Here is a 15584-nt window from a genome sequence, read left to right on the forward strand (position 1 = left end):
CTAAAGCGACAGGCTGTAGTGATTCGGCCGCTAACTGTAACACCCGATTACGGTTCTAGCCGGTATTCTACGAACGCCGACAATTTGACTTCCGTACCTATCAGGGAAATATCTCGGTATCTTCGTCGACCAGCTTTCCTGCCACGAAACGCAGACGATAGCGAGCCCCATGGACACTCTTGTAAATCCAGCGCTCGACCGTGACGGCGCCCTCGATGAGATGACCACCGCGCCGCTGCGGTAGTTCGACCACTCGAGAGTCGGGTGGGCCGCATTTTCTTAGCACCTGCTCAGGTGAATCGCCATTGGCGGTGAGCCCATTTTCGCAACGCATTGCATTGACGGGGTTTGCGACACTCACAAGAAGCAGCGCCCCTATCAATACTCTATGGCTTCTTCGAGCCAACATGCGCATTTCAGGACCTCCCCTAGATAAAATACCCGTACCGATGATGCGCTTATCCTGGCTTACGCCGACGCATCAGCGCGAATCCAGCCCAGCGATGCTACAATCGTCGACCAAGTTTCATCGTCGACCCAGTGTCGAACGTTTTCAGCCTATCCATCCCGTGGGGCCATCGATACCAGGCCGCCTCGGGTTCCGTTACGGGAATGTTCCAGTCGCCATGTCGAACAACGCCTCGCTCTCGCGCCAGATCCTCGTCACCAGCGCTCTGCCTTATGCCAACGGCTCGATCCACCTGGGCCATCTGCTGGAGTATATCCAGACCGATATCTGGGTGCGCTTCCAGAAAAGTCGCGGCCACGAATGTCATTACGTCTGCGCGGACGACGCTCACGGCACCGCGATCATGCTGCGCGCCGAGCAGGAAGGTATTACGTCCGAGCAGTTGATCAGCAAGGTCAGCGAAGAGCATCAGGCGGATTTCGCCCGTTTCGGCGTCGCGTTCGACAATTACCACTCGACCCATTCGGAAGAGAACCGAATCCACAGCGAGCGCATCTACACCGCGCTGCGCGATGCCGGCCACATCAGCACCCGCGACATCGAGCAGATGTACGATCCGGTCAAAGGGCTGTTCCTGGCCGACCGCTTCATCAAGGGTACCTGCCCCAAGTGCGGCAGCGAGGATCAGTACGGCGACAATTGCGAAGCGTGTGGCGCGACCTACACGCCGGCGGAACTGATCAACCCGGTCTCGGCGATCAGCGGCGCCACGCCGGAAGTGCGGACCTCGACCCACTACTTCTTCAAACTGCCCGATTTCGAAGACTTCCTGAAACAGTGGACACGCTCGGGCCGCGTGCAGCCGCAGATCGCCAACAAGCTGCAGGAGTGGTTCGAGGCCGGTCTCAACGAGTGGGACATCTCCCGCGATGCGCCCTACTTCGGCTTCGAGATTCCCGACGCGCCGGGCAAGTACTTCTATGTCTGGCTGGACGCGCCGATCGGCTATCTGGCGAGCTTCCAGAACCTCTGCGACCGCGAAGGCCTCGATTTCGACAGCTACTGGAAAGCCGACTCCACCGCCGAGGTCTACCACTTCATCGGCAAGGACATCGTCTACTTCCACGCGCTGTTCTGGCCGGCGATGCTCGAAGGCGCCAACATGCGCACGCCGACCGGCGTCAACTGCCACGGCTTCGTCACTGTCAACGGCGCCAAGATGTCCAAGTCCCGCGGCACCTTCATCAAGGCGCAGACCTACGCCGAGTATCTCAATCCGGAGTATCTGCGCTACTACTTCGCCGCCAAGCTGACCTCGCGCGTCGACGATCTCGATCTCAACCTCGAGGACTTCGCCGCCCGCGTGAATTCGGACCTGGTCGGCAAGGTGGTCAACATCGCCAGCCGCTGCGCCGGCTTCATCAAGAAGCTCGCCGATGGACAGCTCTCCGCTACCTGCGCCGAGCCGGAGCTGATTGCGAAATTCATCTACGCCGGTGACGAGATCGCGGCCGACTTCGAGGCTCGCGAGTTCGGCCGCGCCATGCGCAAGGTGATGGAACTCGCCGACGAGGCCAACACCTACATCGCCGACAAGGCGCCGTGGGTGCTGGCGAAGGAAGGTGGTCGCGAGCAGGAAGTGATCGACATCTGCTCGGTGGGCATCAACCTGTTCCGCACTCTGATGATCTATCTGCAGCCGGTGGTGCCGGCCATGGCCGAGCAGGCGCGTGTCTTCCTGCAGGTCGACAGCCTCGACTGGGAGAGCCGCCAGCACGTGCTGGAAGGCCATGTCATCGGCAAGTTCAAGCCGCTGATGACCCGCGTCGAGAGTGACCGGATCGAGTCGATGATCGAGGCCTCGAAGGAAGTGCTCGAGGAAGAGAAGAAACTGACCGGCAAGGCGTCCTCCAACGCCGCCGATGACGACCGGAACACGCCACTGGTCGATGATCCCATCAGTGACGAGATCAACTTCGACGATTTCATCAAGGTCAATCTGCGGATCGCCCGGATCGACCAGGCCGAGTACGTCGAGGGTTCCAACAAGCTGCTCAAGCTGACGCTCGATCTCGGCGGCGAGACGCGCACCGTCTTTTCCGGCATCCGCAAGGCCTACGCCCCCGAGGCACTCGAGGGCCGTCTCACCGTCATGGTCGCCAATCTCGCACCGCGCAAGATGCGTTTCGGCGTATCGGAGGGAATGGTGCTGGCTGCCGGCGACGAAGACGGTATTTATCTGCTCTCTCCCGACAGCGGCGCCAAGCCGGGCCAGCGCGTGACCTGACCCCGAAAATCGGGACTCTTACCAACGCGCGGCCAGGCCGCGCGTTTTTTGTTTGAGCAGATAAATCGCCCCGAAATACTGCCGGGGTATTTATTCAGGCGAGGAGCGAGTCAAAACTCGCAGGAACTTTTATTTATCTGTTCAAGACAATACAAGGAGAAGCCGATATTAAGAAAGATTAGCTTTCCCATCCTTGGCGCCAGTTCCATAACCGGCGTGCTGAACAGGTCATCTACATTATGAGATCAGCCTTCTTCTCGCTGCGCGGTCGCTTTCTGATCAGCCTCATGGCTCTGCTGATCGCCGCGGTGCTGGCACTCGTCGTCATCGGCAGTCTCATCGTGTATCCCAGCATGATTCGGGAAGAACGCGAGCAGTCGATCAACGAGCTCGACAGGCTCGAACATACAATCGGACGGGAAATACAGACCTTGCTGTTGAGTGCCAAGGATTGGGCAACGTGGGACGACACTTATGCCTTCATCCAGGGAAACGACAACGGTTACGCGGCCTCCAACTTCAGCCGCAACATGTTCGAGGATCTCGATTATCAATTCATGCTGTTCTTCGACCGGCAAGCCAATCTTCACTGGGTCGCCGGCATCGACCCGGCCAGCGATCGATACGGCTCCTGTCCCGGCCAAAGCGGCGACTGCGCCTGGGCAAAACCCTATGCCGACAAGCTGAGGCCACTGCTCGGACCGACAAATCAGCCCGCCAGCACGCATCTGGAGCGCCAGGGGAAACGGCTGTATTACGCGGCCATTCATCCTATTTTCCGCACGGACGAGAGTGGCCCGATGCAGGGCTGGCTCGTCCAGATCCAGTTTCTCGATGACAAATGGCAGGCGCAAATGGCGGCGCAAACGGGTCGGGAAGTCGATGTCCAGCCCCTATCGCCCTCCGAGGTGCCAACCGAACTGCAAATCACCCCAACCGGGGATGGGCGCATCCACGTCGCGAAAACGCTATCGCTCAACCCTCGAGACGCGCCCACCCTGCTGAGCACCTATTTGCCGCGAGATGCCTTTCTGGAGCGCATGGCTACCGTGCGTTACGCGCAGTGGTGGACGGCCGGCCTGTTACTGACGGTGATCGTCCTGGTGCTGTTGCTGCTCGAGGTGGTGGTACTGCACCCGCTCCGCCAGCTCGCGACCTTTACCCAACGGGCCAAGCAGGATTCCATACAGGCCGAACTGCCGGAACGGCTTCTGCATCGCCAGGATGAAATCGGCGCGCTGTCGCGTGAATTCCTGCACCTGATCCAGCATCAGCGGCATCGGACGACCCAACTGCTCAACCTGTCACAGACGGACCATTTGACAGGGCTGGCCAATCGACGATTGTTCGATGAACGACTGAATGACCTGATGGACGCGTCGCAGCCGCCCGTGCCGGTCGCCGGCATCCTGCTCGATATCGACTACTTCAAGAACTACAACGATTTCTACGGTCATCCGGCAGGCGACCTTTGCCTGACCCGCCTGGCCAAGTGTCTCCAGCAAACCGTGCAGCAGTTGGCGATCGATCGGTCGCTTCTTGCCCGCGTCGGCGGCGAAGAGTTCGCCGTCATTCTGCCGGGCACCTCGGCCAGCCGCGTCGAGCAGCTTGCTGGCGCCCTGTGCAGAGCGGTCGCGCAGATGAAACTGCCGAACCACAAGGCCCGTCTGGGCATTGTCACGGTCAGCGTGGGCGCGGCGATCTGCGCCATCGACGAGCTCTCTCCGACGACACTGATGGCACGATGCGATGCCGCGCTCTACCGCGCCAAACAGCGAGGCCGCAACCGGATCGAATGCGATCTCGGAAAGGCTTCTCGAAGCCATGCGGAGGAGCGTTTATAATGCCGGCCTCTTTGAACCGGGAGCCACCGCTTGTCCCGACGTTTCGGAAACAACATGGCCACCACGATTACCGCCGAACGCATCGATGCCGAATTGCCGCAGACCCAGTGCGGCAAGTGTGGCCATGATGGCTGCCGCCCCTACGCAGAAGCAATCGTCGAGGGCGAGGCGATCAATCGCTGCCCGCCCGGCGGCGAGACCACCCGCGATCGGCTGGCGAAGCTGACCGGCCAACCACCCCTCGAACTGATCGAGCCCGCGCAGACCCCGCTACTCGCCGTCATCCGCGAAGCCGAATGCATCGGCTGCACCAAGTGCATCCAGGTCTGTCCCGTCGACGCCATACTCGGCGCCGCCAAACAGATGCACACGGTGATCGAATCCGAGTGCACCGGCTGCGAGCTCTGCGTTGCGCCCTGTCCGGTCGACTGTATCGATCTCGTCGAGCACCCGCAGTGGGCCGGGGCCGAAAGCGAGATCGAGCAGCAGCGTTATCTCGACTGGCGCGCCGAGAACGGCCGCCAACGCTTCGAGACGCGCAAGCGCCGGCTGGCAGTCAAGGCCGAAGAGAAGCGCCGCAAGCGGGAGCGCCGTGCCGCCGCGGCGCGCGCACCGGCCGAAGCCCCGACCGAAGCGCAATCGCAGCCCGCGGCGATCGACGTCACGGCACTGAAAGCACAGAGAGCGACGCTCACGGCTCGCCGGAAGCGCCTGCAGCGGCAGTCGGACAAGGCCGACGAAGCCCAGCGCCCGGCCCTCCTCGAGCGTCTGGCCGGATTCGACGACCAGCTCGCTGCCATCGATCGCCAGCTCGAGCCGACGTCATCGTCTCGCGAGAGCACCGTTCCCGCTCATCGGCATATTGCAGTGGCAGCGGCAGAACAGGCGATGCGCAAGGCGCGCCAGGAACTCGCCCATTTCCAGCGTCAAAATGATCAGGCCGGCGTCGCGCAGGCGCAGGACAAGATTCATGAGGCGGAGCGGCTTCTTTCCCTTGCCAACCAATCCCCGGCCACTTCGCCTGCCGACAGCGCTGGCGACGATCACGGAACGACGCCATGAACGCCACCAAGCGAGAACAGATTTTTGCCCGCCTCAAGGCCAACAATCCGAATCCGACCACCGAACTGAACTGGTCGACGCCTTTCGAGCTGCTGGCAGCGGTATTGCTGTCGGCGCAGGCGACGGATGTGGGCGTCAACAAGGCGACGGCGAAGTTGTTTCCGGTGGCGAATACGCCGCAGGCGATCATCGATCTCGGTATCGACGGGCTGAAAGATCACATCAAGACCATCGGCCTCTACAACACCAAGGCCGAGAACCTGATGAAGACCTGCCATATCCTGGTCGAGCAGTACGACGGGGACATTCCACGCACGCGGGAAGGGCTGGAAGCGCTCCCCGGCGTCGGCCGCAAGACCGCCAACGTCATTCTGAACACGGCGTTCGGCGAGCTGACCATGGCGGTCGATACGCATATCTTTCGCGTCGCCAACCGGACGCGGATCGCCAAGGGCAAGAACGTGCTGGAAGTCGAACAGAAGCTGATGCGCTTCGTGCCTCGCGACTATCTGAAGGACGCCCATCACTGGCTCATTCTGCACGGGCGCTATACTTGCCTGGCACGCAAGCCGCGTTGCGGGAGCTGCGTGATCGAGGATCTCTGTGAATACCCCGACAAGATCGATATCGCCTGACAGGGGTCAGATCAGACGATAACGATCGGGCACTCAGGAAGCAGGAAGTCAGCAGGCGATCAGGGGCTGGATTCGGGCTCCTGCGCGGTCTCTTCATCCATCCGTTCCCGCGTCGGTACCGCCTCTTCACCGCTGGATTCCGGCGCGGCGGGCGCGGTTGCCGGCAAATGACTGCCGTCGCTCCCGTCAGCGCCGTTTGATGCATTGGCATGGCCGGATGCCGATGTTTTCTCTTGCGGTGTCTCGGCACGCATTTCCGTCGCGCCGTCGCGGCTGTAGACGACTTTACGTGTGCCGCCGTCACAGCTTCCCACGACTTCGGCACCGGCAAAGCGTTCGCCTTCCTTGACGATATCGTTTTCCACCTGGGCATTATCGACGATCTCGAGCAGAAAATGCCGTGCACCATTATCCCGGATCGTCTGATCGATCTGCGCCTTCAGACGCTCGCAGGCCAGGCGAGTCTCCGGCTGCTCATCGAACGGGGAATCCCCCGGCTGGGTCTGCGCCCAGGCCAGAGACGATGCCAGACCGACACTACCCAAACCCGCCACCACAGCCATTTTCCAGCGACAGACATGCATAGAAACTCCTCAACCCATTGCGTCGCGAGATTGGCGAGCCGTCTTGCCAATTCTCGCGCGAGCGATACCAAGCCACGCGTGACCCGCCTCGATAATCCGCTACCGAGACACCTCACAACCGGAACTCCCCTCCCTTCTCGATCGCGCGCCGATAGGCCGGGCGATCGCGCATATTCTGTAGCACTTTCCGGATGTTGGGATAATGCGACAAATCGGCACGGCTTTCCGCGGCCAGTAGCGGAAAGCTCATCTGAATGTCCGCCGCGCTGAAGTCGTTCCCCGCGAACCAGGCAGTCTGTCGCAGTTCACTTTCCCAGTAATCGAGATGCAGACGAAGCTGCGGATCGAGAAATTTTCGATGAACCCCATCGGCCAGCAACTTGCCGACCGGACGAAGGATGGCGGGCACCGGCGGCTTCCCGAGTCTCGAGAACACCAGCTTCATCACCAGCAGCGGCATCGCCGAGCCTTCGGCATAGTGAAGCCAATGGATATAGCGCAGATGCTCTGGTGTCCCCGCATCCGGCACCAGGGCTTCGCCATCGTAGCGAGCGACGAGATATTCGATGATCGCGCCGGACTCCGCCACCGTATGGGCATCGTCGGTGATCACCGGCGACTTGCCCAACGGATGGACCTCCTTCAGCGCAGCGGGCGCCAACAGAGTTTCGGGATCCCGGCGATACGTTCGAATTTCATACTCGATTCCCAGCTCTTCGAGCAACCAGAGAATTCGCTGCGAGCGGGAGTTTTCGAGATGATGCACGGTGATCATGAACGGACTTCCTTGCCGACGATTCAAGCGCTTCCAATCCTCCCCCGCTTTTCGATCCGGGGTCCACTAACCATAGGAAGTTATCGTTGACATCGCCATGCGCAAAAGCGGCGCCGTGATGGCGCCGTCGTCGAGAACGTTTCGATCGCTCTCAATGCTGCTGGTCGAACATTTCGTCGCCGACATCGTCGATGTAGCGCTGACTCTTGGCGATCGTCAGTTCGACACAGGCGTCCTCGCCGGGCACCACATCGGAACGCTCGAAACGACGCTCCCGTGTTTCCCCGCCATCGACAGGCTTACGTATCCAGCCGCTGACCCGATGCTGCCCCCCGGCATCCTGAGGATCGGGGACGATCAGGAACCCCTTGTACTCGACCGGTTCCCGCTCTTTCTTCGGCGCAGCGGGCTTGGCATCACCGCCGCCCAGCAATCCGGAAAACAACTTCTTCAGCATGCGTTCCTCCTGCGGCCGCGCTCTTACAGAGGATGGCTCTTGTAGAGTATGACTCTTATAGAGATAACTCATAAAGAACAGCTATAGAGATAACTCATAAAGAACAGCGGCCGCTGATGCTCAGTTGGCGGAGCGACCCTTGCCCGCCGCAATGCGCAGGCGCAGTGCGTTGAGCTTGATGAAGCCTTCGGCATCTTTCTGGTCGTAGGCGCCGGCGTCATCTTCGAACGTGGCGATCGACTCGTCGAACAGCGACTGCTCGGATTGACGACCCACGACTACGGCGCTGCCCTTGTAGAGCTTCATGCGCACGACACCGTTGACGAACGTCTGCGTCTCGTCGATCGCGGCCTGCAGCATGCGACGCTCCGGGCTCCACCAGTAGCCGTTGTAGATGGTCTTGGCGTACTTCGGCATCAGCTCGTCTTTCAGGTGTGCCGCTTCGCGATCCAGCGTGATCGACTCGATTGCCCGATGAGCGCGCAGCATGATGGTGCCTCCCGGCGTCTCGTAGCAGCCGCGGGACTTCATGCCCACGTAGCGGTTCTCGACGATGTCGAGGCGGCCGATGCCGTTGTCGCCGCCCAGCTTGTTGAGCTTGGCCAAGACTTCGTGAGGCTTGAGGGATTCGCCATCGATCGCGACGATATCGCCCTTCTCGTAGGTGAGCTCGATGTAGGTCGGCTCGTCCGGCGCGGCCTCCGGAGACACGCTCCAGCGCCACATGTCCTCTTCGGCTTCGGCCCACGGATCCTCGAGAATGCCGCCCTCGTAGGAGATGTGCAGCAGGTTGGCATCCATCGAGTACGGCGACTTCTTCTTGCTCTTGGAGAAGTCGACCGGAATGTCGTTCTCCTCGCAGTAGGCCATCAGCTTCTCGCGGGAGTTGAGATCCCACTCCCGCCACGGGGCGATGACCTTGACGCCCGGCTTCAGCGCGTAGGCGCCCAGTTCGAAGCGAACCTGATCGTTGCCCTTGCCGGTGGCACCGTGGGAAATGGCGTCGGCGCCGGTTTCGTTGGCGATTTCGATCAGGCGCTTGGCGATCAACGGCCGGGCGATGGACGTACCCAGCAGATACTCGCCCTCGTAGATCGTGTTGGCGCGAAACATCGGGTAGACGTAGTCACGCACGAACTCTTCTCGCAGGTCCTCGATGTAGATCTCCTTGACCCCGAGTGCCTGCGCCTTGGCTCGCGCCGGTTCGACCTCTTCGCCCTGGCCGATATCGGCAGTGAAGGTAACCACTTCGCAAGCATAGGTTTCCTGCAGCCACTTCACGATCACGGAAGTGTCAAGGCCGCCGGAATAGGCGAGGACGACCTTCTTGACATCGGACATGCGACAGCTCCTTAGCAAAATTGCCTTGATGGACAAGGTTTCGTTGGCATACGGCGGTCTTCGACCGGGCACAGTCTATGACCAAACATGAAATGGATTATAACGCCCCGGGCCTGCCGCGAACACCAAGCGGCGGGACGCCAATGGCCGAAACTGCTAGACTCTACGCGGTTGCCAGCCCCGGAGCGGTATCCGATCACGACGCGGGTCGCCGCGCGCATCCGCTCCTGTCGAGCCGGCGCCAATCATCACGAGTTCATCATCCTTACATCAAGGGAACGGGAGTCATTGCATGTCGGACGCCAGCACGAGGGAGCTGATGGCGCAGCGTTTTCGCGGGTATCTCCCGGTGGTGATCGATATCGAGACCGGCGGATTCAATTCGGCCACGGATGCCTTACTGGAAATCGCCGCCGTGCCGTTGACGATGGACGAACAGGGCAACCTGCTGCCGCTCGATACGATTGCCTTCCATGTCGAGCCCTTCGAAGGCGCCAATATCGAACAGTCGGCCCTGGACTTTACCGGCATCGACCCATCCAGCGCCTTCCGCAAGCAGATTGCGGTGAGCGAGCGCGAAGCCCTGGACGGCATCTTCAAGCCGATTCGCAAGACCATCAAGTCCCACGACTGCACGCGCGCGATCCTGGTCGGTCACAATGCCTCCTTCGACCAGGGCTTTCTCAACGCCGCCATCAATCGCTGCAACATCAAGCGCAACCCCTTCCACCCGTTTTCCAGTTTCGACACCGCCACGCTCTCGGCACTGGCGTATGGGCAGACCGTGCTGGCGCGGGCTTGCCAGGCCGCCGGGATCGACTTCGACAACTCCTCGGCGCACTCGGCGAGCTACGACACCGAACGCACGGCCGAACTCTTCTGCGCCATCATCAACCGCTTCAAGGATCTCGGCGGCTGGAACCTCGCCATGAAGGAGCAGGGATTCGACGACCTCTGAACGCCGGAACGAAAAACGCCCCGTCTATGACGAGGCGTTTCATTGACGATGCTGCAATCCGGCTCAGCTGTCGCTGGAAGTCTCGGCCGCCTTGGCTGCAGCCGCCTTGACCATGGGCTCCAGCTCACCATTCTGATACATCTCGACGATGATATCGCAGCCGCCGACCAGCTCGCCTTCGATCCATAGCTGGGGGAAGGTCGGCCAGCTGGCGTACTTCGGCAGCTCGGCGCGAATGTCCGGGTTATCCAGAATATTGACGAATGCAAACTTCTCGCCGCAGGCCATCAGCGCCTGAACCGCTTGCGCCGAGAAACCGCACTGCGGCAACTGGGGCGATCCTTTCATGTAGAGCAGAATGGCGTTGTCACTGATCTGCTGCTTGATCGCTTCGATGGTATCGCTCATGAGACGTCCTATAGCGGGAAGAGAAGACCGATGTCGACTCTTCGCGTGTACGCGAGTGTGAATGACCGTGCCTCCATTCTACTGATGACACCGGCTGAAAACACCCCCGTTGCCTTGTGAAGCTGCTCTCATGCCGTTGCGCCGCCCGCGGGGGCTGGTTAGGATGATTGGCTTTCGCACGGATCGGCCACGACGGTAGCAAACGCATAACGGGCCGATCACGGCGCCGTCTCGCCAGACGCCTTCGCAGGCGTTTGGGACGCGGCGCTTTTTTCGTTGTTTTCCGAGTCGACCGCGTGGATAGCTTGCGATTGCGGCCGACGATCTCGATTTCGCCGTGCGGCGCGCCTGGATATTGCCGCATGCCTTGAAGCCCACGTCTCAACGTCAAGCCACGACAGGAACTCGCTCATGAGCGCACGCCATTTTCTGACCCTGCTGGATCTCTCCGCCGACGAGCTCGACTACCTGATCCAGCGCGGTATCACGATCAAGAACCGTCTGAAGACGAACGGCCCGACCTATACGCCGTTCAGCAATCGCACGCTGGCGATGATCTTCGAGAAATCTTCGACGCGAACACGTGTATCGTTCGAGACCGCGATGGCGCAGTTCGGCGGCCATGCGCTGTTTCTGTCATCGCGAGATACCCAGCTCGGGCGCGGCGAGCCGATCGGCGACACGGCCCGGGTGCTGTCGGAAATGGTCGATGCAGTAATGATCCGGACCTTCTCCCACGCCGGCCTCGAGGAGTTCGCCGCTGCCAGCTCGGTACCGGTGATCAACGCCCTGACCGACGACTACCACCCCTGCCAGCTGCTGGCCGACGTGATGACCTGGACCGAGTGCCGCGGGCCGGTCAAGGGCAAGACCGCCGTGTGGGTGGGTGACGGCAACAACATGTGCCATTCGTGGATCAACGCCGCGCGCCAGTTCGATTTCCAGCTGCGCATCTGCTGCCCCGCGGGTTACGAGCCGCGTCAGGACATTCTCGACGCCGCTGGCGAGCACGCCGTCATCGTACGCGACCCGGCCGAGGCGGTCCGCGGCGCCGATCTGGTGACCACGGACGTCTGGGCTTCGATGGGGCAGGAGGAAGAGCAGGCCAAGCGGGAACGGGATTTCGCCGGCTTCCAGGTCACCGAAGCGCTGCTGGATCAGGCCTCGGACGAGGCGATCTTCCTGCATTGCCTGCCGGCGCATCGTGGCGAGGAGATCAGCACGACGCTGCTCGACGATCCCCGCGCCGTGGTCTGGCAGGAAGCCGGCAACCGGCTGCACGCTCAGAAGGCACTGATCGAATTCCTGCTGCTGGGCCAGGTCGACTGACGATTGCCGGGCGAAGCGCAATGGGCCGCGATCCGAGACAGGTTCGCGGCCTTTTTCGTTCCGTCCTACTCGAACCGCCTTTCGAGACACGGCTTCCCATGTGACCGACGCCGCGCCCGGCGGCCTAGCCCGATGTTCACTGCCGTGACGATGAGCGCCAGTAGCCCGGCCGCGACCATTGCCTGGCCTACGTTCCCGGTCAGCGCGGACTGCCCCAGCACCACGAAGGCCACGCCGTAAGGGCCGGTGGTCAACAAGGCGACGCCCAGGTAGATCGACAGCGGGACGCCGGCAATCCCCAGTGCGTAATGCTTGAGAAACATCGGCACGCCGGGAACGAGCTTGATCAGAAACGTGACGCGCCAGGCATCCTGGCGCGCATCGTCCAGCCCTGCCAGCGCCGGAAAACGTCGTTCGATGGAGGCGCGGAGAACCGGCCGCAGTTGGCCGCTGGCGATCGCGTAGCAGAGCAGCAGGTTGAGCAGCGTTGCCACCGCCGAGAACAACAGCCCGCCCGGCACGCCGAAGCGCAACCCGGCAAGAATGTAGAAAGGCGTCATCGGGATTCCCAACGCCGGCAAGCCCGCCATGGCGATCAACAGCGCCAGTGGATGCAGCGTCTCGAGCGCTTCCCGCGGAACGCCGCCCCAGCCAACCAGACCCGCAACGAGCAACGCCAGGGTGAGGAACACGACCCACCGCCGTCGCAGGCGAGCGCGCCTTGGCAGTGGGATAGGGTCGGCATGAAATCGATCGGGGGCAGCGTGTCGCATGCCCCCGATCTAAACCGATCATCGTGACCGGGTGATGACAGCCCGGCCGAACCGATGCCTACTCCAGGTTATCGAGCCCTTTTTCGGCCATGGCGACGGCGCGGAACAGTGCCCGGCGCTTATTGAGCGTCTCGTGCCATTCGTCGTCGGGGTCCGAGTCGGCGACGATGCCGCCGCCGGCCTGCACGTGGAGCTCGCCATCCTTCAGCACCGCCGTGCGAATCGCGATCGCCATGTCCATGTTGCCGTGCCAGGAGAGATACCCGACCGCACCGGAATAGACGCCGCGCTTGACCGGTTCGAGTTCGTCGATGATCTCCAGCGCCCGGATCTTGGGTGCCCCGGAGAGCGTCCCCGCCGGGAAAGTAGCGCGCAGCACATCCATCGCCGACATGCCCTCGCGCAGCTTGCCGGTCACATTGGAGACGATATGCATGACGTGGGAATAGCGCTCGATCGCCATCTTGTCGGTGAGCTCGACGGTACCGACCTGGCTGATGCGACCGATGTCGTTGCGCCCCAGGTCGATGAGCATCAGATGCTCGGCGATCTCCTTGGGATCGGCCAGCAGCTCGTCCTCCAGCGCCTTGTCCTGCTCCGGCGTCGCGCCACGCGGTCGCGTGCCAGCGATCGGCCGCACGGTCACCTCGCCGCCCTCCAGCCGGGTCAGAATCTCCGGAGAGGAGCCGATCACGTGATGGTCCTCGAGATTGAGGAAGAACATGTAGGGAGACGGGTTGAGACTTCGCAGCGCACGATAGAGATCCAGCGGCGGCGCCTGATACGGGATCGACATGCGCTGGGAAGGCACGCACTGCATGACATCCCCCGATAGCACGTACTCCTTGATCTTGGCGACCGCGTCCTTGTAGCCCTGCTCACTGAAGCTGGCATGAAAGTCGTCTTCGGCGACATCCGCCCGCCCGGTTCCCGGACTCAGCGTATTGAAAGTCGCGCTGCGCAGCTTCAGTTCCAGCGTCTCGAGCCGCTCGACGGCGTTATCGTAGGCGTGCGGCGTTTCCGGATCGGCGTGGGTCCACAGCTGCAGGCGGCCGGAGAGGTTGTCGAAGACGACCAGATCGTCGCACACCATCAGCAGGATGTCCGGCACGCCGATGGGATCGGGTTTCTCGGCGGCCAGCGCGGTACGCAGCTTGGGCTCGATATAGCGGATGGTGTCGTAGCCGAAGTAGCCTACGAGACCGCCATCGAAGCGCGGCTGGTCGTCGAGATCCGGCACCTTGAATCGAGACTGGAACCGCTCGATCCACGCCAGCGGGTCTTCGACTTCGCTGGCGCCCTGCTGCTCCCCATCGACAATATGGCGCACGGTGAAGCCGCGCACTTCGATGCGTTCCCGGCTTGGCAGGCCAATGATCGAATAGCGGCCCCACTTCTCTCCGCCTTGTACCGACTCGAGCAGAAAGGTCCAGGGCGCGTCAGCGAGCTTGAGGTAGGTGGAAAGCGGCGTATCCAGATCGGCAAGCACCTCGCGGGTGACCGGAATACGGTTGTAGCCGGCTTGCGCCAGCTCGGCAAAGCGATCGGGGGTCATCATGGGACCGGGCTCCAGCAGTGAAAATCAGCAATCGTGAGAGCGGCTGCGTCGGTAACGACTGATAATCACCATCGCCATCGCTTGACCGGGCGCATCGAGACGCAGAGGCTGAAAAGGCGTTGGGTATCCGGTCGCATGTCAAAGCTCGGTCGAAAGGGGTAACGGGAAACGGGGAAGCTGCCTGAAACCGGCGCCATAACCGCCCTGGCGCCGTCCCGGAAACCCTAAACGAGTTCCCCCAGCGATTCAACCACGCCATCCGGTTCGCTCGAGGCCACCGGCTCGCCGTGATTGTATCCGTAGGGAACGGCCAGCGTGCGGAAGCCGGCGCGCTTTCCGGCTTCCACGTCATGCCGCGAATCCCCCACCATCAGGCACCGCGAGGGATCGATGTCGTAACGCGCCGCCAAATGCAGCAGCGGCGCCGGATGAGGCTTCTTCTCCGACAGCGAATCGCCGCCCAGCGTCGCGCGGAAATAGTGGCGCAGTTCCAGCGCTTCGAGAATCGGATCGATGAACGCCGCCGGCTTGTTGGTGATCAGCGTCAAGATGATCGAGCGGCTTTCCAGCTCATCGAGCGCCTCCCGGACGCCGGGATACACGCGGGTCCGCTCGCAGGGTGCGGCATGGTAATGACGCAGGAAAGATTCGTGAGCCGCTTCCAGCAGCGCCGCTTCGGGCATTCGCTCGAGGACGCTCTCCAGCGCCCGCTCGACCAGCTTGCGGGAACCGTTCCCGACCCAGTCGCGAACCTTCGCTTCGCCCACCGCCACCATGCCCAGCTCGATGAGTATGGCGTCCACCGCTGCCGCGAGGTCGGGGACGGAGTCGATCAATGTGCCATCGAGATCGAAGGCCACCAGACGAATGTCCTGGAGCAAAGCGTGCATGTATGCGTCCTTGTCTGTAGCGCCGGAGCGTCGGGATGACGGTCTTTAGCTTACCCAAAAGCCGGTAAGTTTACGCAACCCGCGGATGCCAAGCGCCAGTGATCGGCGTATCCTTGACTCCATCTTTCGTCGAATCGACGGGTACCGACTTCCGTGAATGCGCAGTTCCACAGCCCGATATCGTCACCGCTCGGCTATTGCTGCGTCTGTTTCATGTCGTTCATGTCGGCCACTGGCCTGGCGATCGTTCAGGACCCCGCCTTGCCGTACCGTG

At 61.7% G+C, this 15584-nt stretch carries 15 protein-coding genes; 6 read left to right on the top strand and 9 right to left on the bottom strand.

Translation table 11 applies throughout. The features are described 5' to 3' along the window. Positions 1–100: 100 nt before the first annotated feature. Positions 101–415, bottom strand: coding sequence for a DUF2845 domain-containing protein (locus DOM32_RS08480; protein WP_110633210.1), 315 nt, complete (start codon positions 413–415; stop codon positions 101–103). 211 nt (positions 416–626) lie between these two features. Here DOM32_RS08480 and metG point away from each other — a divergent pair, with 211 nt between their 5' ends. The 4 genes from metG to nth all read left to right on the top strand — a co-directional run bounded on the left by metG (position 627) and on the right by nth (position 6237). Further along, positions 627–2696, top strand: a complete 2070-nt coding sequence (gene metG / locus DOM32_RS08485; protein WP_110633213.1) for a methionine--tRNA ligase — start codon at positions 627–629, stop codon at positions 2694–2696. Positions 2697–2935: 239 nt separating this feature from the next. After that, positions 2936–4540, top strand: a complete 1605-nt coding sequence (locus tag DOM32_RS08490) for a sensor domain-containing diguanylate cyclase (protein WP_110633217.1) — start codon at positions 2936–2938, stop codon at positions 4538–4540. A 54-nt stretch (positions 4541–4594) separates the two neighbouring features. Continuing rightward, the gene (locus DOM32_RS08495) at positions 4595–5602 is read left to right on the top strand and encodes an RnfABCDGE type electron transport complex subunit B (protein WP_110633228.1); all 1008 of its coding nucleotides are present in this window, start codon (positions 4595–4597) and stop codon (positions 5600–5602) included. Then, complete coding sequence (nth, locus tag DOM32_RS08500; protein WP_110633231.1) at positions 5599–6237, top strand: endonuclease III; 639 nt, start codon at positions 5599–5601, stop codon at positions 6235–6237. The genes DOM32_RS08495 and nth overlap by 4 nt, the downstream gene beginning before the upstream one ends. A 59-nt stretch (positions 6238–6296) precedes the next feature. Here nth and DOM32_RS08505 read toward each other — a convergent pair whose 3' ends face one another. From DOM32_RS08505 to DOM32_RS08520, 4 genes are all read right to left on the bottom strand, one after another. Continuing rightward, positions 6297–6821: a DUF1161 domain-containing protein gene (locus tag DOM32_RS08505; RefSeq protein ID WP_208625341.1), complete on the bottom strand. Its 525-nt coding sequence runs from the start codon at positions 6819–6821 to the stop codon at positions 6297–6299. 112 nt (positions 6822–6933) lie between these two features. After that, positions 6934–7596, bottom strand: a complete 663-nt coding sequence (locus DOM32_RS08510; protein ID WP_110633234.1) for a glutathione S-transferase family protein — start codon at positions 7594–7596, stop codon at positions 6934–6936. Positions 7597–7747: 151 nt separating this feature from the next. Further along, positions 7748–8053, bottom strand: a complete 306-nt coding sequence (locus tag DOM32_RS08515) for an HlyU family transcriptional regulator (protein WP_110633236.1) — start codon at positions 8051–8053, stop codon at positions 7748–7750. A 120-nt stretch (positions 8054–8173) separates the two neighbouring features. Next, positions 8174–9394, bottom strand: coding sequence for an argininosuccinate synthase (locus DOM32_RS08520; protein ID WP_087718731.1), 1221 nt, complete (start codon positions 9392–9394; stop codon positions 8174–8176). 292 nt (positions 9395–9686) lie between these two features. On the opposite strand from DOM32_RS08520, the gene rnt reads away from it, so the two are divergent. Further along, positions 9687–10352, top strand: coding sequence for a ribonuclease T (gene rnt / locus DOM32_RS08525; RefSeq protein WP_110633239.1), 666 nt, complete (start codon positions 9687–9689; stop codon positions 10350–10352). 63 nt (positions 10353–10415) lie between these two features. Here rnt and grxD read toward each other — a convergent pair whose 3' ends face one another. After that, entirely contained in the window at positions 10416–10760 is a 345-nt protein-coding gene (gene grxD, locus DOM32_RS08530) for a Grx4 family monothiol glutaredoxin (protein WP_087718729.1), read from the bottom strand. A 411-nt stretch (positions 10761–11171) separates the two neighbouring features. Between grxD and argF the strand changes: the two genes are divergently transcribed. Continuing rightward, a complete protein-coding gene (gene argF, locus DOM32_RS08535; RefSeq protein ID WP_087718728.1) occupies positions 11172–12089 on the top strand; it encodes an ornithine carbamoyltransferase in 918 nt (305 codons plus the stop codon). 65 nt (positions 12090–12154) lie between these two features. Here the strand turns inward: argF and DOM32_RS08540 are convergent, their stop codons facing one another. The 3 genes from DOM32_RS08540 to DOM32_RS08550 all read right to left on the bottom strand — a co-directional run bounded on the left by DOM32_RS08540 (position 12155) and on the right by DOM32_RS08550 (position 15310). Continuing rightward, entirely contained in the window at positions 12155–12781 is a 627-nt protein-coding gene (locus DOM32_RS08540) for a TVP38/TMEM64 family protein (RefSeq protein WP_157957043.1), read from the bottom strand. 139 nt (positions 12782–12920) lie between these two features. Continuing rightward, a complete protein-coding gene (gene trpE / locus DOM32_RS08545) occupies positions 12921–14417 on the bottom strand; it encodes an anthranilate synthase component I (protein WP_110633432.1) in 1497 nt (498 codons plus the stop codon). 227 nt (positions 14418–14644) lie between these two features. Further along, positions 14645–15310, bottom strand: a complete 666-nt coding sequence (locus tag DOM32_RS08550; protein ID WP_110633247.1) for a phosphoglycolate phosphatase — start codon at positions 15308–15310, stop codon at positions 14645–14647. Positions 15311–15584: the final 274 nt, after the last annotated feature.

It is taken from the genome of Salinicola salarius (genome assembly GCF_003206135.1).
Lineage (GTDB): Bacteria > Pseudomonadota > Gammaproteobacteria > Pseudomonadales > Halomonadaceae > Salinicola > Salinicola salarius.